General features: G+C 49.8%; 24 protein-coding genes and 1 tRNA gene. 14 read left to right on the forward strand and 11 right to left on the reverse strand.

The window, feature by feature from the left end:
- Positions 1–73: 73 nt before the first annotated feature.
- The 4 genes from rsmG to AC4QZR_RS00660 all read right to left on the reverse strand — a co-directional run bounded on the left by rsmG (position 74) and on the right by AC4QZR_RS00660 (position 2,935).
- Positions 74–706 carry a 16S rRNA (guanine(527)-N(7))-methyltransferase RsmG gene (rsmG, locus tag AC4QZR_RS00645; protein ID WP_494479201.1) on the reverse strand — a complete coding sequence of 211 codons (633 nt, stop codon included), beginning with the start codon at positions 704–706 and terminating at the stop codon, positions 74–76.
- Between the two features lie 68 nt (positions 707–774).
- A complete protein-coding gene (locus AC4QZR_RS00650) occupies positions 775–987 on the reverse strand; it encodes a hypothetical protein (protein WP_494479202.1) in 213 nt (70 codons plus the stop codon).
- A gap of 245 nt (positions 988–1,232) precedes the next feature.
- On the reverse strand, positions 1,233–1,841 hold the full coding sequence (locus AC4QZR_RS00655) for an RNA polymerase sigma factor (protein WP_007659731.1): 609 nt from the start codon (positions 1,839–1,841) through the stop codon (positions 1,233–1,235).
- Complete coding sequence (locus AC4QZR_RS00660) at positions 1,832–2,935, reverse strand: glycosyltransferase (protein WP_494479203.1); 1,104 nt, start codon at positions 2,933–2,935, stop codon at positions 1,832–1,834. Before AC4QZR_RS00660 ends, AC4QZR_RS00655 begins: the two co-directional genes overlap by 10 nt.
- Positions 2,936–3,316: 381 nt before the next feature.
- On the opposite strand from AC4QZR_RS00660, the gene tgt reads away from it, so the two are divergent.
- From tgt to AC4QZR_RS00675, 3 genes are read left to right on the forward strand one after another with little or no spacing between them, the layout of a single operon-like run.
- Complete coding sequence (tgt, locus tag AC4QZR_RS00665) at positions 3,317–4,447, forward strand: tRNA guanosine(34) transglycosylase Tgt (protein ID WP_494479204.1); 1,131 nt, start codon at positions 3,317–3,319, stop codon at positions 4,445–4,447.
- Positions 4,448–4,460: 13 nt separating this feature from the next.
- The gene (locus AC4QZR_RS00670) at positions 4,461–5,537 is read left to right on the forward strand and encodes an LptF/LptG family permease (RefSeq protein WP_253400578.1); all 1,077 of its coding nucleotides are present in this window, start codon (positions 4,461–4,463) and stop codon (positions 5,535–5,537) included.
- Complete coding sequence (locus tag AC4QZR_RS00675) at positions 5,537–6,478, forward strand: DMT family transporter (RefSeq protein ID WP_494479205.1); 942 nt, start codon at positions 5,537–5,539, stop codon at positions 6,476–6,478. Before AC4QZR_RS00670 ends, AC4QZR_RS00675 begins: the two co-directional genes overlap by 1 nt.
- Here AC4QZR_RS00675 and ispE read toward each other — a convergent pair.
- From ispE to AC4QZR_RS00690, 3 genes are all read right to left on the reverse strand, one after another.
- Entirely contained in the window at positions 6,434–7,240 is an 807-nt protein-coding gene (gene ispE / locus AC4QZR_RS00680; RefSeq protein WP_494479206.1) for a 4-(cytidine 5'-diphospho)-2-C-methyl-D-erythritol kinase, read from the reverse strand. The two genes, AC4QZR_RS00675 and ispE, sit on opposite strands and share 45 nt — an antisense overlap.
- 85 nt (positions 7,241–7,325) lie before the next feature.
- Positions 7,326–7,889, reverse strand: a complete 564-nt coding sequence (locus AC4QZR_RS00685) for an LURP-one-related/scramblase family protein (protein ID WP_494479207.1) — start codon at positions 7,887–7,889, stop codon at positions 7,326–7,328.
- A 54-nt stretch (positions 7,890–7,943) separates the two neighbouring features.
- Positions 7,944–9,077: a trans-sulfuration enzyme family protein gene (locus AC4QZR_RS00690; RefSeq protein ID WP_494479208.1), complete on the reverse strand. Its 1,134-nt coding sequence runs from the start codon at positions 9,075–9,077 to the stop codon at positions 7,944–7,946.
- 70 nt (positions 9,078–9,147) lie between these two features.
- Here AC4QZR_RS00690 and AC4QZR_RS00695 point away from each other — a divergent pair, with 70 nt between their 5' ends.
- The 5 genes from AC4QZR_RS00695 (at position 9,148) to AC4QZR_RS00715 (ending at position 14,582) form a co-directional block, all read left to right on the forward strand.
- Positions 9,148–10,290: a flavin reductase family protein gene (locus tag AC4QZR_RS00695; RefSeq protein WP_494479209.1), complete on the forward strand. Its 1,143-nt coding sequence runs from the start codon at positions 9,148–9,150 to the stop codon at positions 10,288–10,290.
- Between the two features lie 243 nt (positions 10,291–10,533).
- The gene (locus tag AC4QZR_RS00700) at positions 10,534–10,878 is read left to right on the forward strand and encodes a hypothetical protein (RefSeq protein ID WP_494479210.1); all 345 of its coding nucleotides are present in this window, start codon (positions 10,534–10,536) and stop codon (positions 10,876–10,878) included.
- Positions 10,879–10,894: 16 nt separating this feature from the next.
- Positions 10,895–12,511 (forward strand): serine hydrolase, encoded by a 1,617-nt coding sequence (locus tag AC4QZR_RS00705; RefSeq protein WP_494479211.1) that lies wholly within the window; start codon positions 10,895–10,897, stop codon positions 12,509–12,511.
- 78 nt (positions 12,512–12,589) lie between these two features.
- Positions 12,590–13,945, forward strand: coding sequence for a hypothetical protein (locus tag AC4QZR_RS00710; protein ID WP_494479212.1), 1,356 nt, complete (start codon positions 12,590–12,592; stop codon positions 13,943–13,945).
- Positions 13,946–14,063: 118 nt separating this feature from the next.
- Complete coding sequence (locus AC4QZR_RS00715) at positions 14,064–14,582, forward strand: hypothetical protein (RefSeq protein ID WP_494479213.1); 519 nt, start codon at positions 14,064–14,066, stop codon at positions 14,580–14,582.
- A 244-nt stretch (positions 14,583–14,826) separates the two neighbouring features.
- Here the strand turns inward: AC4QZR_RS00715 and atpC are convergent, their stop codons facing one another.
- The 3 genes from atpC to AC4QZR_RS00730 all read right to left on the reverse strand — a co-directional run bounded on the left by atpC (position 14,827) and on the right by AC4QZR_RS00730 (position 17,263).
- Positions 14,827–15,072 carry an ATP synthase F1 subunit epsilon gene (gene atpC, locus AC4QZR_RS00720; protein WP_116542831.1) on the reverse strand — a complete coding sequence of 82 codons (246 nt, stop codon included), beginning with the start codon at positions 15,070–15,072 and terminating at the stop codon, positions 14,827–14,829.
- A 74-nt stretch (positions 15,073–15,146) separates the two neighbouring features.
- Complete coding sequence (gene atpD, locus AC4QZR_RS00725; RefSeq protein WP_494479214.1) at positions 15,147–16,652, reverse strand: F0F1 ATP synthase subunit beta; 1,506 nt, start codon at positions 16,650–16,652, stop codon at positions 15,147–15,149.
- Between the two features lie 317 nt (positions 16,653–16,969).
- Positions 16,970–17,263, reverse strand: coding sequence for a hypothetical protein (locus tag AC4QZR_RS00730; protein WP_494479215.1), 294 nt, complete (start codon positions 17,261–17,263; stop codon positions 16,970–16,972).
- 321 nt (positions 17,264–17,584) lie between these two features.
- Here AC4QZR_RS00730 and AC4QZR_RS00735 point away from each other — a divergent pair, with 321 nt between their 5' ends.
- Positions 17,585–20,095 (forward strand): S9 family peptidase, encoded by a 2,511-nt coding sequence (locus AC4QZR_RS00735; RefSeq protein ID WP_494479216.1) that lies wholly within the window; start codon positions 17,585–17,587, stop codon positions 20,093–20,095.
- A gap of 324 nt (positions 20,096–20,419) precedes the next feature.
- On the opposite strand, the gene AC4QZR_RS00740 is transcribed toward AC4QZR_RS00735, so the two are convergent.
- Entirely contained in the window at positions 20,420–20,656 is a 237-nt protein-coding gene (locus AC4QZR_RS00740) for a hypothetical protein (protein WP_253400591.1), read from the reverse strand.
- A 586-nt stretch (positions 20,657–21,242) separates the two neighbouring features.
- Between AC4QZR_RS00740 and AC4QZR_RS00745 the strand changes: the two genes are divergently transcribed.
- The 5 genes from AC4QZR_RS00745 (at position 21,243) to AC4QZR_RS00765 (ending at position 25,366) form a co-directional block, all read left to right on the forward strand.
- Positions 21,243–21,315: transfer RNA gene (locus AC4QZR_RS00745), tRNA-Gln, on the forward strand.
- 161 nt (positions 21,316–21,476) lie between these two features.
- A complete protein-coding gene (locus tag AC4QZR_RS00750) occupies positions 21,477–22,406 on the forward strand; it encodes a ribose-phosphate pyrophosphokinase (RefSeq protein ID WP_253400592.1) in 930 nt (309 codons plus the stop codon).
- A 206-nt stretch (positions 22,407–22,612) separates the two neighbouring features.
- Complete coding sequence (locus AC4QZR_RS00755; RefSeq protein ID WP_253400593.1) at positions 22,613–23,200, forward strand: 50S ribosomal protein L25/general stress protein Ctc; 588 nt, start codon at positions 22,613–22,615, stop codon at positions 23,198–23,200.
- Between the two features lie 245 nt (positions 23,201–23,445).
- Entirely contained in the window at positions 23,446–24,009 is a 564-nt protein-coding gene (gene pth, locus AC4QZR_RS00760; protein ID WP_494479783.1) for an aminoacyl-tRNA hydrolase, read from the forward strand.
- Positions 24,010–24,082: 73 nt separating this feature from the next.
- On the forward strand, positions 24,083–25,366 hold the full coding sequence (locus tag AC4QZR_RS00765; RefSeq protein ID WP_494479217.1) for an MFS transporter: 1,284 nt from the start codon (positions 24,083–24,085) through the stop codon (positions 25,364–25,366).
- Positions 25,367–25,377 lie beyond the last annotated feature (11 nt).

Below are 25,377 nucleotides of genomic sequence, written 5' to 3' on the forward strand. Positions count from 1 at the left end.
TCTGGGGTAATTGTTGACCTACCACCATTGGAATAGGCTATAAATATTGAGACAAAACCATCGACAATTCTTATTACGGCATCGGCACAACGACCACCTTCTTCGTCTCGAAGAACTCTTCTGTAAAATAATCCTTCAGGTCGTATACCTTCGTGATCAGGCCTGATTCAGCTATTTCTTCTTCGAGGTCGCCGCCTTTGAGGTAGTAGATGCCTTTGTCAGGTATAGCTTCTCTCTTAAAGCTGCTCATCACCCAAGGGTAGAAATTGGCCAGACGGGTTACGGCGCGGCTTACCACAAAATCAAACTTTTCGCGCACCTGCTCAGCGCGGGCATGGGTGGCCGTTACGTTCTGCAAGTGCAGTTCGCGGGCAATCTCCTGCACCACGTGTATCTTTTTACCAATCGAGTCGACCAGGTGAAACTTCACCTCCGGAAACATCACTGCCAGCGGCAGGCCAGGCAAACCGCCGCCTGTGCCCACATCCAGCACATGCGCTTGCGCCGGGAACTGAATCACTTTGGCTATACCTAGCGAGTGCAGGATGTGGTGCTCCCCAATATGCTCCATGTCTTTGCGCGAGATCACGTTTATCTTCTCATTCCACTCGCGGTACAGTTCGGCCATGCGCTCATATTTATCGAGCTGGTCTTCGGTGAGCTCCGGAAAATAACCTGACAAGAGTATGCGGATGGAGATGGACATGGTTGAGTTTAAGAGTTTAGGAATTTAAGAGTTTGAAAGTTGAGATAATCATACATCTCGTTCTCTTTCTAACTTGTTACAAGGTATAGTAAACCTGCCACAGCGGCTACCACTACCACTACGGCCAGGGCCATAAAGAGGTCGAACAAGAGCACCAGGCCGGCGTTGCGGTACTGGCCTTCGTACCTGCGATGCAGCTCTTGTTCACCCCTTCCCCTGTATCGCAGGTATAGATGGAGCCTGCCCATTCGTACCAGGATGGCTTCGCTCAGGTTTCGCATGGTCTGTGTTTGCAAGGTATAGCTCTACTACTTATAGCGCCCTGCTGTAACAATGGGCATCACAAAAATATGAAATAAGTCCGGAAATCAGCCCAAAAATAGAGCCCCTGCCGCACAAAGCAACAGGGGCTCTAAAAACGTAATCAATATCTTTTTTAATGGTTAAATTGTTTGATTGTTAAATGGTTGGTTCGCAGAGCGATTCTTGTGTGCGATTAACAATTTAACCATCAACAATTTAACAATTAAATCAAGTGCTTCTTGTTCTTCACCATGTCATAGAGCAGCTCGCGGGCGCGGTGCAGCTGGGCTTTCACGGTGCCAAGCGGGGCGTTTAGCTCGGTGGCAATCTCTTCGTAAGAAAGTTCGTTGAAGTAGCGCAGTGTTACGAGGCGCTGGTACTTCTCTGGCAGCTTGGCTACCACGTACTGCATGATCTCGATTTTCTGGTTCTTTATGGCTTCTTCCTGCGGGTTCAGGTTCTTGTCTTTGAAGTCGATCGTGATCTCGTCGCCATTGTCTATCTTAATGGCCGAGTCGATGCTCATCGTCTTGATGCGGTTCTTGCGGATAAAGTCGATGCAGTTGTTGGTGGCGATGCGGAACAGCCAGGTACTGAAAGCGTACTCCGGGTTGAATTTATGCAGGTTGCGAAAAGCCTTAGCAAAAGCCTCTATAGTCAGGTCCTCAGCGTCGTCGGCGTTGCGCACCATTTTGAGTACCACGTGGTATACCGGCTTCTTGTATATGCTCATCAACTCAGCATAAGCTTTCTCGTCGTTTTCTTCAACAGCCGCCTGTATCAGCTTGAAATCGTGCTTCGCTTTTGCGGAGAATTGTTTGTTTACTTCCATCTGATTCGTTTGTTCAATACTACGGATACCCCAAGGAGCAGGTAACTAAAAAAATAAGCAATATCGAGCAGCGGCAACAACGGCAAAGAAACACCTTCGTCTAATCTGCGCGCCACACTTACATAGATCGGATACACCGCCAGGTAGCGGATTCCGACAAGAGCGGCCAATATAGTCAAATGGCTATTTAGAACAAGAAGAATAATTACCAGTGCGTAAAAAAGAATATTGGATGAAATAAAAGTCCCTATCCTCCCTCTGTCTGCCGCATTGTACTGCCTGCCGGCGGCCATGTGCCTTCTTTTTTGTACCAGCCATTCCCGAAACGTCTTTTTGGGAATGCTGACTGTTTGCCCTTCCTTGCTGATAACAATGCTTGCTTTACTATTGTTGACGGCATCTCTGACAAATAGGTCATCGTCGCCGCCGGTAGTCTTGATATGAGATGCAAACCCTTTGTTTCTAAAGAAACATGACTTAGTATACGATAAGTTTCGGCCAACGCCCATGTACGCGTGTCCTTTGTTTGCATGAGACAGATACTGAATTGCGGTCAGTAAGGTTTCATACCTGATCAGATGATTTAGGAAACCACCCAGTTTTTTATAAGGGGAATAACCGATAACCAGATCAGCACCAGCATGATAGCCACTCTGCATTTTTTCGATCCAGTGTTCGCTGCAAGGGCGGCAGTCCGCGTCCGTGAACAGCATGTGTTCGTATTTGGCGGCGCGTATACCTAAAGCCAGCGCGTATTTTTTCGGATTGAGATACTCTGGCGTCTTTTTGATCGTCACCACCCGGAAGTTCGGAAACTGGCGCTCGAGCTCATACACGTAAAATTCGGTATCATCGTCAGAGCGGTCGTTCACCAGGATGATCTCAAACTCGGGGTACTGCTGGTCGAGCAGCATGGGGAGTAACTCAAACAGATTGTCCTGCTCATTATGCGCCGCCACAATCACCGACACGGGCCGCAGGGTGTCCGGCTCCGGATCTTTATACCTGCTCAGCGGCAGGAAGTAAAACAAAGCATAGTATAGCTGCACCAGCACGCAAAAAGCCAGCACCGCCAGGAGTATAATTGGAATCAAATCTTGCTAAAGTTGACGGTTGGATTGTTAAATGGCTGCTCACGGGATTTTTCAAAATCGCACGATGACGCGGCACAAAAGCTACTTCCCAAATTAATCGGCAGAAAAGGTTCGTCTGCCTGGTAAAGGAAATTGCTGGCCTCGGCATCATTCCTGATTTTGAATTCCTGATCCGGCGCGGCACAAGTAACTACCAAAAATAGGGATAATTAAGCCATTTACGAACATCTTCATCATTTAATAATTGTTTATGTTTTGTGGGTGCGCGCTATGTATCTTTGCAGATTATTTCGATAACCATTTAGCAAAAACCGGCAGCCCTCAGGCAGCTGAACCAGTTGGCTTGCTTCTTGTAGCATAGTGCGCTGACAATCACATACCATGCAGTTTTCATTAGTAGCAAAAGATATACAGTCAAAGGCCCGCGCCGGGGTGGTGCAGACGGCGCACGGCGCCATCGGAACCCCGATCTTCATGCCCGTAGGTACGGCAGGGACCGTGAAAGCGGTTCACCAGCGTGAACTGAAAGACGACATCAAGGCTGAGATCATACTCGGCAACACTTATCATCTATACCTGCGCCCGGGACTGAACATACTTGAGCAGGCCGGTGGCTTGCATAAATTCAATGGTTGGGACCGCCCTATACTCACCGACAGCGGCGGTTACCAGGTGTTCTCGCTGGCCGGTACGCGTAAGATCAAGGAAGAAGGTGTGAAGTTCAAGTCGCATATCGACGGCTCTGCACTCGATTTTACGCCCGAGAACGTGATGGACACGCAGCGCACCATCGGGGCCGACATCATCATGGCCTTTGACGAGTGCACCCCCTACCCTTGCGACTATACCTACGCCAAGAACTCGATGGAGCGCACGCACCGCTGGTTGCAGCGCTGCGTCGACCGTTTTGACTCTACCGAGCCAAAGTACGGCTACGACCAGACGCTCTTCCCGATCGTGCAGGGCAGCACTTACAAGGACCTGCGTGTGCAGTCAGCTGAAACCATCGCCAGTTTTGGTCGTGAAGGCAACGCCATAGGCGGCCTCTCTGTGGGCGAACCAGCCGAGATGATGTACGAGATGACCGAAGTGGTATGCGACATCCTGCCGGCCGACAAGCCGCGCTACCTGATGGGAGTGGGCACGCCGGCCAATATTCTGGAGAACATCGCGCTGGGCGTAGATATGTTCGACTGCGTGCTGCCGACCCGTAACGCCCGCAACGGCATGCTGTTCACGACGCAGGGCATCGTTAACATTCGTAACCTGAAGTGGGCCACCGACCACAGCCCGATTGATGCGGAACTAGGTGGCTATGTGAGCACGTTCTACAGCAAGGCTTACCTTCGCCACCTGGTACACAGCGGCGAATACCTAGCCGGACAGATCGCCAGCGTGCACAACCTGACCTTCTACCTCTGGCTGGTCAAGCAGGCCCGCCAGCACATCATCGCCGGCACTTTCCGTGACTGGAAAGACGTGATGGTGAAAAAACTAATGACAAGATTGTAACTAAAGCGCAGCATTGAAGCTAATTGACAAATACATCCTGAAGAAGTTCCTGACCACGTATGTGTTCACGGTGCTGATCATGGTCTCTGTGATTCTGGTGATTGACTTCACGGAGAAGAACGACGACTTTATCAAGCACAGTGTACCCATTTCCGAGATCATCTTCGACTACTACATCCACCTGATCCCGTTCTACGCGAACATGCTGAGCCCGATTACGGTGTTCATCGCGACCGTGTTCGTGACCTCCAAAATGGCCTCGCATACCGAGATTGTGGCTATCTTGAGTGGTGGCGTTAGCTTCAAACGTTTCCTGGTGCCATACTTGATTGGGGCTACCATTATCGGCGCCCTTATTTTTGGCCTGATCGGCTGGGTGATCCCGAACTCGAATAAAGAGAGCGTGGCCTTTCAGGTAAAGTATGTGAAGAGCCCCTTTACCTACGACAAACGCAACATACATGTCAAGATAGCCCCTGACACTTATGTGTATATGGAAAGTTACAACGTCACGGCACACGTCGGGTATAACTTTGCCATTGAAGAAATAAAGGGCACCAATCTGAGCAAGAGACTATCAGCCAGCAGCGTACAGTGGAACCCCGACAGGCAGAAATGGAGCGTGGACCGCTATACCCTCCGCACCTTCGACGGCGAGAACGAGAGCATCTACCACGGCGGGGCACTGGACACGACGCTCAACATGCTGCCTAAGGACTTTGAGAGTACCTACAAGCTGGAGCAGACCATGACGCTGCCGGAGCTTAACCGCTTTATCGACGAGAAAATAAGCCGTGGTGCCGACGATATCGAAACCTACCTGATCGAGAAATACGAGCGCTACAGCTATCCTTTTGCCATCATCATTCTCACAGTGATTGGGGTGATCGTGAGTGCCCGCAAGGCGCGCGGTGGCGTAGGTATGCAGATCGCGCTGGGCTTCTTCCTGGCATTCGTCTTCATTATTTTCGTGATCACGAGCCGCAGCCTGGCCCAGGTCGGCGACCTTGACCCGATGTATGCGGCCTGGGTGCCGAGTGTTATTTTTACAGGTATAGGCTTTCTACTTTACCGCTATATTCCACGCTAATGCCGCGTCTCAAGGATTTTATTGAGCTCCATTTCATTGTTTTGTTATGGGGCTTCACAGCCATACTTGGCAAATTGATCACGATTCCGGCAGTGGAGTTGGTATTCCTGCGCACACTCATTGCAGCACTGGCACTGGGCGCCATCATTTACCGGCGCAAGACCAAGTTCTGGCTGGGGCGCAACAATTTGTTCATCATCATGGGTGTCGGGTTGATGATCTCGGCGCACTGGATCCTGTTCTTTGCCTCGGCCCGCATCTCGTCGGTTTCGCTCTGCCTGGTAGGTATGGCCACCTGTAGTTTGTGGACGGCCCTGCTGGAGCCAGCCTTCACGAGCAAAAAGCTTAAATTCCACGAAATCCTACTGGGAGTTATCATCCTGCTAGGCCTGTACATTATTTTCCAGGCCGAGACGGAGTTTGACAATATGCTGGGGATAGGTATGGCAGTTGGGTCTGCACTGCTGGGCGCCATCTTTACGATCATCAATGCCCGTCTGGCCAAGAAGCATCCTTCCACTACCATTACGGCCTACGAGATGGCAGGCGCCTGTATCGGTACTGCACTGTTCTTCCCAATCTATGCCGAACTGTTTACGGAGACAGGTACGTTGAGCTTTGCCATGAACGGCATGGACTGGGTATACCTGCTGGTTCTGGCGCTGGTGTGTACGGTGTACGCCTATACCGCTTCTGTCAGGCTGATGCAGAAAATATCAGCCTATACCATGAACCTGACCGTGAACATGGAACCGATTTACGGCATCCTGCTGGCCTGGCTCATCTTCAACGAGAATGAGCAGATGACCTCTAACTTTTACATCGGGGCTACCATTATCCTGTTCAGCGTGTTCATCCACCCGGTGCTGGACACGTACAGCGAGCGCCGCAAGAAGTTAAAGCAGCCCTCTCCAGAGAAGGTAGTGGCCGGGAAAGATTAGGTTGTCAGGTTCGTTCCTGAAAAGCCCGTACACGGCAGACCCTGAGCCGGTCATGGAGGCATAGTCGGCGCCTGCTCTGTAGAGCTGCTCTTTTATACCTGTCAATTCTGGGTAGCGCGGGAAGAGTGCCTCTTCAAAATCATTTTTGAGTACCTCTTTCCATACCTGCACATCCTGCTTCAGGTACATTTCAATGCCACAGCTCGGCTTTTTAGGTATGATATTGCCATAGGCTTCGGCTGTGGTAATATGGATGCCCGGGTATACGATCACACAGGTATAGCCACTCAGATCCAGCTCCACCGGTTTGAACACATCTCCCTTTTCAACTGCAATCACCGGTTTGTTCCGAATAAAAAAAGCGCAGTCGCTGCCAAGTTGCCGGGCATAATCTTCGAGCTTTTCTTCGCTTAGGTTGAGCTCGAACAAACTGTTAAGTTGCTTCAGGACAAAAGCCGCATCTGCAGAGCCACCTCCGAGCCCTGCTCCCATCGGGATGGCTTTGTGCAGATGCATGTGCACAGGCGGCAGCTCAAAGTCCTGCTGCAATAGTTTGTAGGCTTTCAGGCAGAGGTTCGTATCCGGATTACCGGGCACGGGCAGGCCGCTCATCGTAAATACTTCCGCCTCTGCTGGCACAATTTCCAGGGCATCGCACCAGCGCACCGGGTAAAAGCACGACTCCAGGTTATGAAATCCGTCGGAGCGTTTCTCTGTCACCAGCAGTCCCAGGTTTATCTTAGCATTCGGAAAATCCAGCATAGGTATGGTGTTGATAATTTCAGGCAGTTCAGTTGTGATAAGTGGTATTTAATTCCCTGTAGTCGGGATTGACAATTGCTATACTTTAGTGGAATAGCTTCGGTTTCCAGGTACAATCGAATGCTCTGGCCTGGGGTCCAATGTTTCCAAAATCAATGGTTATCGTATTCCCATTTTTGTTGCTGCTGAATTGGCTGTCGACTATGAGGCAAAAGCCAATAATCAGTTCAGCGCTGCAGTCGTCATCGGCAAAAACTCTGTAGTTGTCACCCTCAAACCAGGAAACCATTTCCTTGTCCCACCAAGCTATTTGCGTATCGTTTTTATAGACTGAGTACCTCCTGCCTTTGTGCCCATAAATATCATACAAGTCGCCTCCGTCCTGACACTTGTAATGGACTTTCCAGAATGAAGCAGCTCTAAAATCAATTGAGTCTCCTCCGGGTAATTTGATGTTATATTTGGTATTGAACCACGACCATTGTTTATCAATTGTCAAACTGCTGTATGTTCTGTCGAGGCTGAGTAAGTGAACTGATGGAAGAAGGCTAATGATTGCTGTGGAGGCAGAGAACTTCTGCTCTCCGTTGATGAAGATGTTGTACTTATCTCCGAAAGCAATTTTCTTCTGGTTTATATCAATGACCATTCCTCATTTCTTTAAGTCAGTGCCTGGCCTCTCCCCTCGAAAGCTTTCTAACTCCTAAACTTTCTCCAGCGCCTGTTTCAAATCAGCCAGCAGTTCTTCGGTTTCCTCTATACCTACCGACAAGCGGATCAGGCCGAGTGTGATGCCGAGTTTCTGCTGCTGCTCCGGGCTAAGGCTGCGGTGCGAGGTGCGGAGCGGGTGCGAAATGGAAGTACTCACGCCTGCCAGCGATGGGGCAAACGGGATTTGTTGCAAGGCTTGCATAAAGGCGTTTACCGTTTCCGGCGCATCGTCTTTCAGTTTGAAGGACAGCATACCACCGAACATGCCTTGCCCCTGCTCTTTAGCCAACGGGTGCTGCGGATGCTGGGTCAACCCCGGATACCATACCTGCTTTACTTGCGGGTGCTGCTCCAGCATTTCAGCTATTGCCTGCGCGTTGGTGCAGTGCTGACGCATACGCAGTTTCAGGGTTTTCAGTCCACGGGCTGCCAGCCAGCTCTCAAAGGGGCTTAGGTTGAGTCCGTAGGTGCGCATGATCTGCTTGCTCCGGTTGCTGTCTTCCGAGGTTCCGGCCACCACCACACCGGCCGTCACATCGCTATGGCCCGACAGGTATTTCGTCACGCTGTGGATAACCAGGTCAGCGCCCAGCGCGAGAGGCCTGGTGATAACGGGTGACGCAAACGTATTGTCCACCACCAGCTTTATACCCGTGCGCTTCGTCTCTTCTGCCAGGCGCTTCAGGTCCACCACCTGCAGCAGCGGATTGCTCATGGTTTCGGCCAGCAGCAGTTTGGTGTTCGGCTGCACGAACTCTTGCAAGGTATAGAGCGTGTCGCTTGGCACGTAGCTCACCGCTATACCCATGCGGGTCAGTTCCTGCGAGAGCAAGGCCGCTGAGCCACCGTAGATTTCCTCGGCACAAAGCACGTGGTCGCCGGACTGACAGTACGTGAGCACCGCCGTCAGGATAGCCGACATACCCGACGAAGTGGCCACCGCCCCGGCACCGGCCTCCAGCTTGTTCACCTCTTCGGCCAGCTCATCCGAATTGGGGTTGCCGTAGCGGGTGTACATGTACTTTTGGTCCGGTTGCTCAAAGTAAAGCTCCAGATCGTTCAGGTTTTCGAAGGTGAACACTGAGGTCTGGTAAATGGGAGTGGTTTTCGGATGGATCTGTGCCATGGGCAGGTATAGCGTATTTATCGTTAAATATAGTCAGTATTTGGAAATAGACCGGCAATCCTGCTTATTTTTGAGACAAGGCATCGCTGCTATTTTCACCATGGGCAGCCTGATTCGTATAGCCAATAAGTTTCGCAAGCAAAACATGACACACCCTATACCTGACGACAACCGATACTACCGCAGCCTGATCATCCGCCACATACAAGAGGAAATTCCCGGCGTGAAGACCTTCGCGCTGGAGCCTGAGGATGGTAAGCCGCTTCCGTACAAAGCCGGCCAATACCTGACTTTGGTGCACCACAGCACGCAGGGCGAAGTCCGCCGCTCCTACTCCATCACCTCCTCCCCCGCGATGCAGGAGCCGCTCACGATAGGTGTGAAACGCATCGAAAACGGCCTCTTCTCCCGCATGCTTATCGACAACGCCCGCGTGGGCGACAAACTGATCACGACCGGAGCAGCTGGTTTGTTTACCTTGCCGGAAGAAGGCACCGTGTATAAACAGATTTTCTTTCTGGCAGCCGGCAGTGGCATTACGCCAATTTACTCGCTACTCAAAACGCTGCTGCACGCCCGGCCGGAACTGTCGGCGGTGCTCTTCTACAGCAATAGCTACCCAGAGAAGGCCATGTTCCTGAAACCTCTGCAAGAGCTGTCGACTCAATTCCCTGAAAGATTGCACACCGAATTTCTGTACAGCAACTCACCAGACCTAAGCCGGGCGCGACTGCACAAGGACCTGCTGCAGCGTTTTATCAGTTCCCTTGCTAAAGTACCGTACGACGAGCTGCTTTTCTACATCTGTGGTCCTGATAACTACATGCGTCTGATGTCGTTTGCGCTGCGGCAGTTCGGTATACCGGAGCCCAACATCCGGAAGGAGATCTTCAACACTGACATCCGCAAACCGGCCAAAGTTATACCGCCCGACACGGCAGCCCACCGGGTAACACTACATATCGGCGGCAACACGCACCAGATCGTTTCGCGCTACCCCAATAACATCCTGCAAAGCGCCCGCCAGGCAGGTATTTCCATGCCCTACAGCTGCGAAACCGGCAAGTGCGGCAGTTGCCTGGCCCGGGTGTTAAAAGGCAAGGTATGGATGTCTTACAACGAAGTGCTCACCGAACGTGACATCGAAAATGGTATGACGCTGACTTGCGTGGGCTTCCCGGTGGGGGGAGATGTGGAGATGGAAATTCTGTAGCTATACCTATCCGATTAATACATCTGCAGGTACACTTTCCGAAGTCCTGCAATATCTCCTAAAAAGTGTGGTATGATTTATACACTGAATGTAGATTTTGCTATATTTAGTGAGGCTTAGCATGTTAGGGTGATGCGTTGCATTAAATTCCGGTAGCTAAAACAATCCTGAGGCAGCAACAGTCCAGACCCAAGTGGAGTGATAAGCTATTTTAAAAACGGTTCCACTTAACCGCACAACCCAATGAAAACAATAGCCGCCATCGCCGGACTAGTGCTTTTATCCCTGTCAGCTCGAGCACAAGATGTAGATCATCCGCAGCTACGGTTAAAACCGCTTTACAAGAAACTGGAATTGCGTTCTCTGGAGCAAGACTCCTCCACGGGCAAGTTGAATCCGCTTGCAAAGCCAGGCAGCAGGTATAGCCTCTTCCCAAAGTCTTCCACAAAAAGCGCTGCTCCGGCAGAAGGCATCGCCTCAGGGGCTACCATGCCTGTCATGAAATCTGACTCGACCATCCAATTTTCGATCCTTGCCTTAAAACCTGATTCCACGATCGCATTTCCGATGCCAGTTCTAAAACCTTAGCCTATACCTGATGCTTATGAAAAAGTCTACTCCTCTTTTGCTTGTCCTCACGCTGCTTTGGCTGAGCTCTGTTCTTCCGCTTCAGGCGCAGTCCATCAGCCCACAGGAAATCGATCAGGTAGTGGAACGGGCCATGACGGCCTTTCAGGTGCCAGGTATAGCTGTAGCGGTCGTGAAGGATGGTAAAGTAGTGCACATGAAGGGCTATGGTGTCAACTCGATCAAAACGGGGGAGAAAACCACGGAGCATACCTTGTTCGGTGTGGCCTCCAACACCAAGGCTTTCACGGCTGCATCGCTGGGTTTGCTGGTAGAAGAGGGCAAGATCAAATGGGATGACAAGGTGGTGAAGTACATACCTGAGTTCCGCCTCTACAACGACTATGTGACAGAGGAATTCACGATCCGGGACCTGCTGACGCACCGCAGTGGCCTGGGCCTGGGAGCCGGTGACCTGATGCTGTTCCCCGACGGAAACGACTTCACAGCAAACGACCTGATCCGCAACATACAGTACCTGAAGCCGGTGTCCGATTTCAGGTCGAAGTACGATTATGATAACCTGCTGTACATTGTCGCCGGTGAGGTAGTGGCCCGGGAGACGGGCACCAGCTGGTCGGATTTCACTGAAAAACGCATCTTACAACCGCTCGGTATGACGCGCAGTGCCGCCAGCTACGACAGACTCCAGGACTTAACCAACACCATCGAGGCCCATGCTGTGATCGAGGGCAAGCTGAAAATCATTGACCGCTACAACCTGCCTTTCGGGGCCGCTGCCGGAGGGATTTACACCAGTGTGCACGACCTGAGTAAGTGGCTGATCATGTTGATGAATGACGGCAGGTATGGCGATGATCTGAAGCAGCGTCTGCTCACGCAAAAAGTCATCCGGGAGCAGTGGACGCCGCAAACCATTATCCCTTACAACGGCAAGAGCCCTTTCAACACGCACTTCCGGTCCTACGGGCTCGGTTGGTTTCTGAGCGATGTGAAGGGCCACAAAGAAGTCAGCCACACAGGCGGTCTGCCAGGTATGGTGAGCCAGGTAACCATGCTGCCAGAGCTGAACCTGGGCATCATCGTGCTCACAAACCAGCAAAACGGACAGGCTTTCCGCTCCATCACCAACACCATCAAGCAGGCCTACCTGGGTATGGAAGCGCACGACTGGGTGGCGGAGTTGAAGCAGGAAGAGGATGAGTACGTGGCAGAAGCCACCGCTTATACCGACAAGATATGGGGAGATGTGAACAAGGTGCTGAAAGAGAAAAAATCGAAAGTAGCCTTCGACAACTACGTAGGCACTTTCGAAGACAAGTGGTTTGGCTTCGTCGAGATCTACAAGCAGAAGAATAAGCTATACTTCAAGTCACTGCGATCGCCGAGGCTGCAGGGCGAAATGCTTTATTATAAAGACAATACCTTTGTTGTGAAATGGACGGACCGAAGTTTTGAGGCTGATGCCTTCGTAGTGTTTGTACCGGATCAGCAGGGCAATCTCTCAGGTATAAGCATGAAGGCCGTCTCCCCGCTCACCGACTTCAGCTACGACTTCCACGACCTGGATTTCACCAAGGTGCAGGCGGTACCGCAGAGTTCTGCTATACCTGCAGGCAGTGGTAAGAAGTAGGAGGCGCAAGTTTGGCTATAGTGTAGATTAGCTTGTATTATCATATATCCGCTAGTTAGCTACAATAAAAGTAAAAATTTGAAAAAGCTTATACTCATACTTGTTGTATTTTCAACTTCATGCAGCTCTGGAATATACAACCAAGTACCTCCCAAAAGTTATTTAGAAACCGAAACTTTAGAGGTTAATTATCAAGGAGCCTTAGTACGCACGCTGGAAAAGAAAAATATCAAAGACGATACCCTCTCTTTTGATTTTACTTACTGGGGCGGCTGGAAGGATTCTAAATTCTACTCCAACAGTGATACTATCTTCATCACAAATAACGGTGTAGAGCAGGAGTTCATATACTGGGTCAACGAAGGTGATACTGTACTGCTGGATATTTACAAGCAGTTTAACCCCGGCACTTATGACGATTACTATAAAGCTGGAAACCAGGGGAAGGTAAACGTGGTAATACCACAAGTGTATGAGCTTGCCAATGCGATGGTGGCACTTGCAGACAGCGCACAACCCAACTGGGTAAACAAGGATACAGAATATCACAATCGTGTTTTAGAATACTTCACACCCTACAAGAGCCACCCTGCCATCAAGAGCTTAAATACGCTACTATCAACAGGCACTTATCTCAACTTTAGGGAAAACAGTGCCGCTTATGAGTTTGACGGGCAAAGAATAGTCAGATCGAGCACATACGCTGGCTTTAGGGCAAGAAACCAGTTCAAAAAGTTAATGCCTTTAATCCAGGACTTTGCCATTGCAAGCAATTTCCTTTTCTTCTACCAAAGCGAAAAGCCATTCTATGATAAGCTGAAGTCACTAGAGCATGAGAGAGCACAAGTGAAGGAAGCCTGGAACTGGCTGCAAGGTCAATTCCCCGACAGGGTGGACTCCTATAGAATCATCATGAGCCCTCTGGCAGGTGCCTCCCACAGTATCCGCCTTTTCGAAAACAACGGCTTCAAAGAAAATATTATATTCATGTCCGCCCCTTCCCTAGCAAGCAAAGATTCTGTGAGCCAAGGTATAACAGATGCTTTGACTTTAAGGAGGGCATTCACAGAAATAGACCACAACTATGTTAACCCTATATCAGACAACTTTGCCGATGCCATAAATGATGCCATGGCAGATGTAGGAAAGTGGAACACAAAAAGCAGCTACAATAGCCCTTACGAGACATTCAATGAGTACATGACGTGGGCTGTTTTCGGTATTTACGTTTATGACAGATTTGGGGAAAGCGACTATGAAAAAGTAATGCTTCAGCCAATAGACTTTATGGAAAACAGCAGGGGATTTGTAAAATTCAGAGCTTTTAACGAGCACCTGTTGGAGTTGTTCCAAAAGTATGATGGCAAAAAGAAGGTACCAGAGCTATATCCTGAAATGCTGGAGTGGGTAAAAAAACAAAATTACAGTAGCTAACCATGCATATGCTGTGCGCTTCGGCCGATGGGCTCGCACACAGGGTATACAAGTCCACTGCAGCAAATTAGATTGGCCCTCTAATCAAGAATGAAGAATAAATAAAATGGGATTATAAATGAAAACATTAAACTGGCGGCATACTGGTTGGTTTGCAAAGGATTTCATATTCACTATGGAACAGCAAATTATCGGGAATTTGACCATTGACAGTTCCTGGAATTTTAAAGCGCTCTATACCGACGAGGAAACAAAGCTGAATTTTGCCCAAAAGAGCTTTTGGGACAGGAATGTGTTAGTAACCAAGGATAGGGAGGTAATTGGTGAGATTCACAGCGGATTATTTGGAGAAAAGGCACTCAGGCTAGTGTCAGGAGAAAAATTCACCATTTCTACCAGCCTTTGGGAACAAGAGGTTTATTGGAAGACTGAAGAGGGTAACACGATCGTCCAATACTGGCAAGCGACCATGAGTTCGATGGGAAGGGGATCAATAAGTTTAGAGAAATCCCTGCCAGTTGAAATGGAAAAGCTACTCATCAGCAGCGGGCTCTTTATCCGGCAAATGACACGTTGGCGAAGAGCTCGAAAAATGGCAGTTATAATTCTGGTTATAGCGTCTGGAAGTCAATTTTAAATAGCACGTCCAGGTTGGAGACCGGAAACGGCCCCGGAACCAACCTCCTAAATTCCAGCATCATTACCAAACCTGTTGTCTGACTAATTTTGCCGCGGCCCGACCCCATCCTGATAAAAATCATCGCTCTTGTCATAAAAGAAGAATTTGAACAAACACTGCGAGAGTGACAGCTTAAATGAAAAATCCCCTTCCGCTCTTATCAAGCAGAAAGGGATTTTTTTATGCTTTAGCTAATGCTGTACTACTCCGTAACGGACTCAGCCAGTACAATGATCTTGTTGTTCAGCACTTCTACCACACCACCATCCACGGTAAAGAACTCCTGTCCTTGCTTGGTAGTGATACGGATTCTGCCACTTTCCATGGTGCTGATAAGGGGAGCGTGCATGTTCAGGACTTCAAACGAACCGTTTGAACCCGGAAACTGAGCTGACTCTACCTCACCGGCAAAAACCTTCTTGTCAGGTGTGATTATCTCTAAATACATCTGTTTCAGTTAACAGTTAACAATTAGCAGCGATCAGCATTCGTTTACTGATCACTGCTAACTGTTTAATGAATTTATTTTGCTTCGGCCATCAACTTCTCACCTTTCGCTACGGCGTCTTCAATGGTACCAACCAGGTTGAAGGCTGCCTCAGGCAGGTGATCGTACTTACCGTCCATGATCTCGTTGAAGCCACGGATGGTGTCTTTGATGTCTACCAGAACACCTGCAAGGCCTGTGAACTGCTCTGCTACGTGGAAAGGCTGAGACAGGAAACGCTGCACACGGCGCGCTCTATGTACCACTTGCTTATCTTCTTCAGAAAGTTCGTCCATACCAAGGATGGCGATAATGTCCTGAAGTTCTTTGTAACGCTGCAGAATCTCTTTCACGCGCTGTGCTGTACCGTAGTGGTCTTCGCCCAGAACGTCGGCAGAAAGAATGCGTGACGTAGAGTCCAGTGGATCCACCGCAGGGTAAATACCAAGCTCGGCAATCTTACGGGAAAGTACTGTAGTCGCGTCCAAGTGAGCGAACGTTGTCGCAGGAGCTGGGTCAGTCAAGTCATCCGCAGGTACGTAAACGGCCTGTACAGATGTAATGGAACCACGCTTAGTAGACGTGATACGCTCTTGCATGGCACCCATCTCAGTTGCCAGTGTTGGCTGGTAACCTACCGCTGATGGCATACGACCAAGAAGGGCCGACACCTCTGAACCCGCCTGCGTGAAGCGGAAGATGTTGTCAATAAAGAACAGGATATCACGACCAGCACCGGTACCGTCACCGTCACGGAAGTTTTCAGCGATTGTAAGACCAGACAGGGCCACACGTGCACGCGCCCCAGGAGGCTCGTTCATCTGACCGAACACCAACGTCGCCTGCGATTTCTCCAGCTCAGCCATGTCCACCTTTGTCAAGTCCCATCCGCCAGCTTCCATAGAGTGCTTAAACTCTTCGCCGTAACGGATAATGTCAGATTCTAAGAATTCACGAAGCAAGTCATTTCCTTCGCGGGTACGCTCACCTACACCGGCAAACACTGACAGACCTGAGTAGGCCTTGGCAATGTTGTTTACCAGCTCCATGATCAATACCGTTTTACCCACACCGGCACCACCGAACAGACCAATTTTACCACCTTTTACATAAGGGGCCAGCAGGTCGATCACTTTGATACCAGTATAAAGGATTTCAGATGAAGTTGCCAGGTCTTCGAAACGCGGCGCAGCGCGGTGAATTGGCAGACGCGTGGTAGTGGCGGGCTGTGGAATACCGTCGATCGCTTCGCCAATCACGTTGAACAGACGACCGTTGATAGCGTTGCCGGTAGGCATCGTGATCGGGCCGCCCAGGTCAGTTACCTGTGCACCACGGGTAAGGCCTTCGCTGGAGTCCATCGCAATGGTACGTACACGATCTTCGCCGAGGTGCTGCTGCACTTCCAGCACAATGCGTTGGCCGTTTTCTTTAATTACCTCAAGCGCATCGAGGATGTTTGGTAATTTTGCGTTTTCACCCGCAAAGCTAACGTCCACCACCGGACCGATAACCTGGGTAATTCTGCCAATATTCGCCATTTGACTTTTTATATTGATTAACTGTATAACGGAGTTATTTCAAGGCGCAAAACTAAGGTATATTGAGGACAATTCCACACAACACCCCAAAAAGTTTTAACTTACTCAATATCAAACCATAGCCCCATTGCGCAATACCTACCGCAGCAGAGCCCCTGCCTGCACAAAAAGCCCAGTGCTACGCCGGTAGCAGGACAGATTACTTTAGCATACCTACTGTACAGTTGAGGCCAACTGCAGAAAAAAGCCCTAAGCGGAGGACAGCCTACGTACGCTCTAACACCAGCCGTACTTTCTTGGTTTTACCGGTTTTGTCCTTATGGCTTGGCAGGGACGTCCAGCAATCTTCTTTTATAAGGTATAGCACCTAACATCACCTGCACTACATCTTCAGATCGGCTGCCGTCGGCACAATCGCCCAGGCACATCGTGGAGGTTTCTCCTATACCTTCTCCCGTTTCCAGTCCAAGCGGCACCTCTACTTTGCCATAGGTCACACATACCACATCACTCGGGCACCTGCTGTCGTTCACATCCGCTACTTTCAACTTTACAATCGTAACCGCATCAAATCTGCTGTTATTGTATAGCGTCGTCTGCCGTTCATTCAATATAGATTTCCTGCCCCAGGTATGCGTTAATAGTGCCCAAGTCTTCTTTTAAGCAGGGAGGCAGTAGGCAAACGAAAGCTACAAACAGCAGATTTCTCATGATACAGCGCTAATTTTTAATTTATTGACCCTAAATTGCAGCAGTACGTTGCTTCCTTCCTGTTCCGAAAAACCGACTCCACTTATACCTCTGGCAGGATGCGCAGTAAGGAGCTATATTTTATAATAACATGATTTAAACTATTCTACTGTCTGGCAGTCTATACCTACCGAGCGGCTTATACCTGTTCACCTGATCTAATCACCCAAACCAACCTTTTCATGAAGAAAATTTACCTCCTCGCTATGCTGCTGATAGCGGGCATCAGCGTACAGGCACAGCAGCCTGCTACGCCGACCAAGGGAAACTACCAGCTGGCTTCCCGCTTCTCGCCTAAAAAGCTGGAGAAACTTATCTTTACCACCAATCTCGATCCACACTGGCTCAAAAACTCCGACCGCTTCTGGTATGAGTATGAGACCAGCAATGGCAAGAACTGGTACATCGTAGACCCGGCCACCAAATCCAAGAAGCTGATCTTCGACAACGCGAAGGTAGCCTCGGCCGTGACCATGGTCGTGCAGGACCCATTTGATGCGCAGAACCTGCCTATCCAGAACCTTAAGTTCACGGAAGACGAAAAAAGCGTGCAGTTTGAGATCAAGAGCTCAATCGACCAGGTGAAGAAAGACCGTCTGGACAAAAAAGCGGCTGACTCACTTGAGAAAAAGACGTTCTACTTCCGCTACAACCTTTCTACCGGCCAGGTAGTGGAGCTGAAAGATTTCGAAAAGCCAAAGTCCAAGCCGCGCTGGGCATCTATTTCCCCTGACCAGCAGGTGGTGATATTTGCCAAAGAGCACAACCTGTATTGGATGGACAAGGCCAACTACGAAAAGGCTTTGAAGAATGAGAAAGACTCGACCATTGTAGAGCACCAACTCACTAAGGATGGTGTGGAGTACTATACCTACGGCGACTCACGTGGCGAAACAAACGTGGAGCGTGCGAAGAACAGGAAAAACCGCAAGCCGGCCTTCATCATGTGGTCACCGGACTCGAAGCAGTTTGCCATGGTGCGCACAGACGAGCGCAAAGTGAAAGACCTGTGGGTAATCCATCACACAGCGCAGGGCCGCCCCGCACTGGAGACTTACAAATACCAGATGCCAGGCGAGAAGGAAGCGCCTAAAAGAGAGTTGCTGATCTTCGACTTCGCCAACAAATCGCAACGCAGAATCAACACGGCAGCTTTTAAAGACCAGGAGGTTTCCTTATGGTCGGCGCCTGCCCTGCAGAAGCAGCGTGACGATGAGCACCGCCCGATCCTATGGCATGGCACCAAAGACAAGCTATACTTCACCCGCACCAGCCGCGACCTGAAAAAGATCGACGTATGCGAGCTGGACATCGCTTCGGGCAAGGTAACCCCTGTTATCGAAGAGCGCTTCAACACCTACATCGACATCAACCGCATCGGCCTGGTGAAAGGTGGCAATGAGATCATTCACTGGTCTGAGCGCGATGGCTGGGGCCACTTCTACCTGTATGATGGCAAGGGCAACCTGAAAAACCGCATCACCAGTGGTTCCTTCCATGCAGAGGACCTGGTAGGTATAGACGAGAAAAACCGTGTGCTTTACTTTACCGCCAATGGCCGCGAGAAGGACGAAGACCCATACCTCATGCACCTCTACCGCGTCAACTTCGACGGCAGCGGTATGACGCTTCTCAACAAAGGTAACTTCGACAACACCATCAGCCTGAACGACAACAACACCTACTTCGTGAACACTGCATCGCGTGTGAACACCGTGCCGGTATCAGCCCTGTACAACAGCAAAGGCCGCAAGGTAATGGACCTTGAGAAAGCCGACCTGAGCCGCCTGATGACGACAGGGTATAAATTCCCGGAGCCGTTCACGGTGAAGGCAGACGATGGCATCACCGACCTCTATGGCGTGATGTACAAGCCGTTCGACTTCGACTCAACCAAGACCTATCCGATTATTACTTATGTATACCCAGGCCCGCAGACCGAGGCGGTGAACAAGGCCTTCGGCCGCAGCATGGACCGTATTGATCGCCTGGCGCAGTTGGGCTTTGTGGTGGTAACGGTAGGTAACCGCGGTGGCCACCCGGCCCGCTCCAAGTGGTACCATACTTATGGCTACGGCAACCTGCGCGATTACGGTTTGGCTGATAAGAAAGCGGCCCTTGAGCAACTGGCTGACCGCCACCGTTTCATCGACATTGATCGCGTAGGTATAACCGGCCACTCAGGTGGCGGCTTTATGTCTACGGCGGCGATGCTCGTATACCCTGACTTCTTCAAGGTAGCCGTGTCGGGAGCAGGTAACCACGAAAACAACATTTACAACCGCTGGTGGAGCGAAAAGCATCACGGTGTGAAGGAAGTGGTAACGCCTAAGGGAGATACGACTTTTGTGTATGCGATAGAGAAAAACCCGGATCTGGCACGCAACCTGAAAGGGCACCTGATGCTGGCAACTGGCGACGTGGACAACAACGTGCATCCGGCCGGCACTATCCGCATGGCGCAAGCCCTCATTAAAGCCAACAAGCGCTTCGATTTTGTGATGCTGCCTGGCCAGCGCCACGCCTTCGGCGACATGACTGAGTACTTCTTCTGGATGATGGGCGATTACTTCACCAAGCACCTCATCGGCGACTTCTCGCAGCCAGTTGACATCAAAGAGATAAACCGCGAGGTTGAAAACGTGGGCAACAAGCGACGAACCGGCGCTGTAACCGCTCCTGAGGAGGAATAACAAGGTATAGCGTATGAACGCAGAACAGCCGCAGTGAGATGATTCTTGCTGCGGCTGTTGTGTTTATATTATAGGGCTATATCTGGGCAAGGCACGAAGCTATACCTGATGTATACGCGTATAAAAAGTCATCTCCGCCATGCGCAGCTTGCGAACAAACGGTGCGTGGCGGAGATGGCCTGTTATTTTAGAAGTGGTTGTTAAAATTAGAGAATCTGAGCCCAGATGGCCCGGAATAAGCGGAAGGCTAAAAATTTAAACATAATTGTAAGCGTAATCTTATTAAAAATGTTCTTTATGGAAATTTCGTATTCGAGACAAACGCTATAAATGTTTCAGCATTTCGATCTGCTCATCATTGAGCAGGATGTAGCGGTTGTTAAAAGGGTTGGCATAGAACTTCTCAGCTATCACATATTCCCCGGTATCCATTTTGTGGATGTTGTAACTAAACAGGCTGTTAGATCGCTCAATAACCAGTTCCGTACGGCTTAGATCGAGCGCACGACCGCAGGTCGTGGTAATGATGTCAGAATTGACCGTCATGATAGTTGAATACATAATTGGAAGATTTAGCAAGGTTCTTTACGCAGTACTTGCCAGATGGTGACATACAAAAGCTATAAAATCAGTTAAACTTATCCACATCATCTCCTCAAGACCCCGTGCTATACCTTATACTACAATTTAAAAGGTGATTTTACCACGATAAGCTGGGAGGCATACGCCGTAATTAAAATGCTGCTTTCCTAAATAGGCAGGAGTCCGCCAAGCTGGCAAACAGGTGCTTCTATACCTTGCCTGATAAAAATTTCAGCACAGGCACATATTTTTAAATCTACCGCCAGAAACCTTATCAAGGTGTAGGCCAGTCCAGAGGATCAGCCCGGTTTCAGGAAATCGTTATAGAATAAGGCCGTGAATTTCACTCAATTAGGCAGAGTAACAGCCTACTGTGACCACCTTTTCTGCTACGTTTAGGGTTGTGTGTATACCTCAAAAAGTACGAGAACACGGCGCTAAAGCAGATTTTGGGCTAAGATTTTCAAAAAATTTTAAGGCAAATGTTTGCAGTTTAAAATAGCCTGCCTATCTTTGCATCACTGAACGACGAAGGGGCTTCCATCCTGAAATCTAGTAGGTAGCTTGTCCGATGGTGTAACTGGCAACACGTCTGATTTTGGTTCAGAAGAGTCCAGGTTCGAAACCTGGTCGGACAACTTAAAAAGGCAACCCACAGCAATGTGGGTTGCCTTTTTTGCTTTTCACCCTCCCTCCTAACTAATTAAAAATCAGAAATATCAGATAGCATATGTGCGGAATTTCGTAGCTTTGCAGGCATAATAACCTAAACCAAACCCTACTAACATTTAGCATTATTATGCCACAGGTAAAAATTTTCGCTGGCTCCGCCTCCAAGTACCTAGCCGAAAAAATTGCTACTGCATACGGTACGCAACTCGGTGACCTTGAGCTTCTACGTTTTAGCGACGGGGAGATGGCACCACACTTCAATGAATCTGTTCGCGGTGCAGAAGTATTTCTGGTGCAGTCCACGTTTCCGCCAGCCGACAACCTGATGGAGCTTATGCTGATGGTAGACGCCGCCAAGCGCGCCTCAGCCCACAAAGTGATCGTGGTGATGCCGTACTACGGCTACGCCCGCCAGGACCGCAAAGACAAGCCACGTGTTTCCATCGGCTCTAAAGTGCTGGCCAACGCCATCCAGTCAGTAGGCGCCGACCGCCTGATGACCTGCGACCTGCACGCCGGCCAGATCCAGGGCTTTTTCGACATTCCTGTTGATCATCTGGATGGTTCGGCCATTTTCGTGCCTTACCTGCGCAGTCTCAACCTGGGCAACGACCTGATCTTCGCCTCTCCTGACGTAGGGGGTGTGGTAAGAACAAGAGCCTTCGCCAAAAACTTCGGTGCTGAAATGGTTGTCTGCGACAAACACCGCAAACGGGCTAACGAGATCGCCTCGATGCAGGTGATCGGCGACGTGGAAGGTATGGACGTGGTACTTGTAGACGACATGGTAGACACAGCCGGTACGATTACGCAGGCCGCCAAACTTCTGAAAGACAAAGGTGCCAAAACCGTTCGCGCCATTGCAACGCACCCTGTGTTGTCGGGCCCGGCTTACGAGCGCATCGAAAACTCTGTGCTGGAGGAACTGGTGGTTTCTGACACCATTCCGTTGCGCCAGGATTGCTCCAAGATCAAGGTGCTTTCGTTCTCCGAGCTTTTCGCCCGCGCCATCAACAACGTAGTGACGCACGAGTCTATCAGCTCACTGTTTATTTAATTGATTGTTAATTGCTGATTGTTAATTGTTGTTCCCAACGATTAACAATCAGCAATTTCATATAGTATCCAAATAGGTCGAAAGGATATCGGGAAAGTTGGCTGTTGGGTTGATTGTGTAGTACAAGAAAAAAACAATTAACAATTTAACAATCAACAATTAAATCCATACCTTTGCTGCCTGAAAATTTTAACAAAATTCATTTTATGAAAACTTTAGAGATTATAGGGTTTAAAAGAGCAAATCTCGGTAAAGCACAGACGAAAGAGCTGCGCAATGAGTCTTTTGTACCAGGAGTACTTTATGGTGGCACTGAGCAGATTCACTTCTACGCCCCAGCTATCCTGTTCAGAGACTTGGTTTATTCTCCAGAAGTATACGAAGTTGATCTGAATATCGAAGGCACGCACTACAGAGCGATCCTTCAGGACGTACAGTTCCACCCAGTAAACGAAATGCTGTTGCACGTTGATTTCCTGCAGCTGGACGAAAGCAAAGAAGTGAAGATCGATGTTCCGGTTAAGTTTGTTGGCAACTCTCCAGGTGTAATGGCCGGTGGTAAGCTGGTAACGAAACTGCGTAAACTGAAAATCAAAGCGCTTCCTGCTAACCTGCCAGACTATATCGAGGTGAACATCTCTGATCTGGAGCTTGGTAAGTCTATCAAAGTAAGCAAAATTGCGAAGGGCGATTACGAAATCCTGACCAACCCACTTGCTCCGGTAGCAACCGTTACGATTCCACGTGCTCTTAAGAGTGCACAGACAGAAGAAGCTCGCGGCGGCAAGAAATAAGTATTGCTGTTTCAATAGCAACAAAATCCTGTCCTGCTCCGAGCAGGGCAGGATTTTTTGTTTCTGATGGAAATCAAATGGCTGAATTGTTAAATGGTTAAATTGCCAGCCAAACAGGCTACATTATTTTGGAATCAACCATAAAGCCATTTAACCAGTTAATTTTGAGCAATTCAACCATCATAAAACTAAAACAATGGCTGGGCCTGGAGCAAAAGGCGGTAGCAAGCATTGAAGATACAAGTATGAAATACCTGATCGTGGGCCTCGGCAATATTGGCCCGGAGTACGCGGAAACGCGTCACAACATTGGCTTTATGGTGCTGGACCATCTGGCACAGAAATTTGATGCGAAGTTTGATACTGGTCGCCACTCCTTCGTGACCGAGATCAAAAGCAAGGGCCGCACCTATGTACTGGTGAAGCCCACCACTTACATGAACCTGAGCGGCAAAGCCGTCGGCCATTGGCTGAGCAACCTGAAACTGACGCCGGATCAGATGATGGTGATTACGGATGACATCGCACTGCCATTCGGCAAGATCCGCATACGCGCCAAGGGCAGTGCCGGCGGGCACAACGGCCTGAAGCACATCGAGCAGACACTGGGCCATAACAACTACCCGCGCCTGCGCTTTGGAGTAGGTGACGCTTTCCACAAAGGCAAGCAGGTTGACTATGTCCTCAGCAATTTCAGCGACGACGAGAAGATCGATCTGCCAGGCATTATTGAGAAAGCAGCGGAATCTGCGATCGCTTTTGGCAGCATCGGGCTGGAACGCACCATGAACCAGTTTAACACGAAATAAAGGGCAGGCTCCTGATTGAAGCCACGCATACCCGCCTTATAGAAATAGCATTACGCGCCCAGCGACCAAAACAATGAAACGCCTGTTCCTCCTATACCGCAATGCCTTCGGTGGCCTCTCACGCCCGGCGTGGATGCTATCGCTGATGATGTTCATTAACCGAAGCGGCGCTATGGTGATTCCTTTCCTGGGCGTATACCTTACGGAGTCACTTGGGTTCACGATGAAGGAGGCCGGTATCATCCTGAGCATCTACGGGCTTGGCGCGGTGTGCGGCGGCTTTCTGGGCGGTTGGCTAACCGACAGGATCGGGCACTTTAAGGTGCAGTCCTTCAGCCTGACGGTTGGTGGCAGCCTATACCTGATGTTCCTGTTCCTGGAGAAGTTTGAGCACATGGCAGCAGGTGTTTTTATTCTGAGCCTGGTCAACGACATGCTGCGGCCTGCTAACTCAGCTTCCATTGCGCACTATGCCCGACCCGAGAACGTGACCAGGGCCTTTTCACTGAACCGGATGGCCCTGAACCTGGGCTTCTCCATCGGTCCTGCGCTGGGCGGTATGGTGGCGGCCATCTCGTATAAATTCCTCTTTATAGGCGATGCGGCAGGTTGTATGATGGCGGGCCTGTTCTTTTACATTTATTTCCGGAAAAAGCAGGGACACCGGCCACAGCAGAAAGCTAAAGCAGAAGCTGTTATCAAAGAGGTGGCTTCAGGCGTAACAGAAAAGGTCCGTTCCCCTTACAGAGATCGGCTATACCTGATTTTTGTTGTGCTGAACGCTGGCTTTGCGATTCTGTTCTTTCAGCTCCTTTCTACCTTACCGCTCTATTACCGTCAGGTATACGCGCTGCCCGAGCAGTGGATCGGCGGGCTGCTTGCCCTGAATGGTTTCATCGTGTTTATGGTGGAGATGATTTTTGTATACCTGATCGGGGATAAAGTCAAGAAATCGTGGCTGATACCGATCGGGGTGTTGATACTGGGCTTTTCCTTTGTGACGCTGAACATGGGGCATCACCTTTTCCTGCTCTACATCGCGATGACCTTGCTAAGCTTTTCTGAGATTCTGGTGATGCCTTTTATGGCAACCATTTCAGTGGAGCGCTCCAACAACAGTAACCGGGGCTCTTACATGGGCCTGTACACGATATCGTACGCTGCGGCGCATGTGGTGGCTCCCTACATGGGCACCACGGTTGCTGCGCGCTACGGTTTTGATACCTTGTGGTGGGGGCTTGGCGCTTTTGCCATTGTGGTAAGTGTGGGGCTGTACTTTGTGGTGCAGTACATCGAGCGGGAGCGCCTGAGCTTACAGCCTGTAGTGACTCCTGAAGCAGGTATGGCTGCAAAATAGTTTTTGCAATT

Source organism: Pontibacter sp. YIM B11418 (assembly GCF_059278805.1).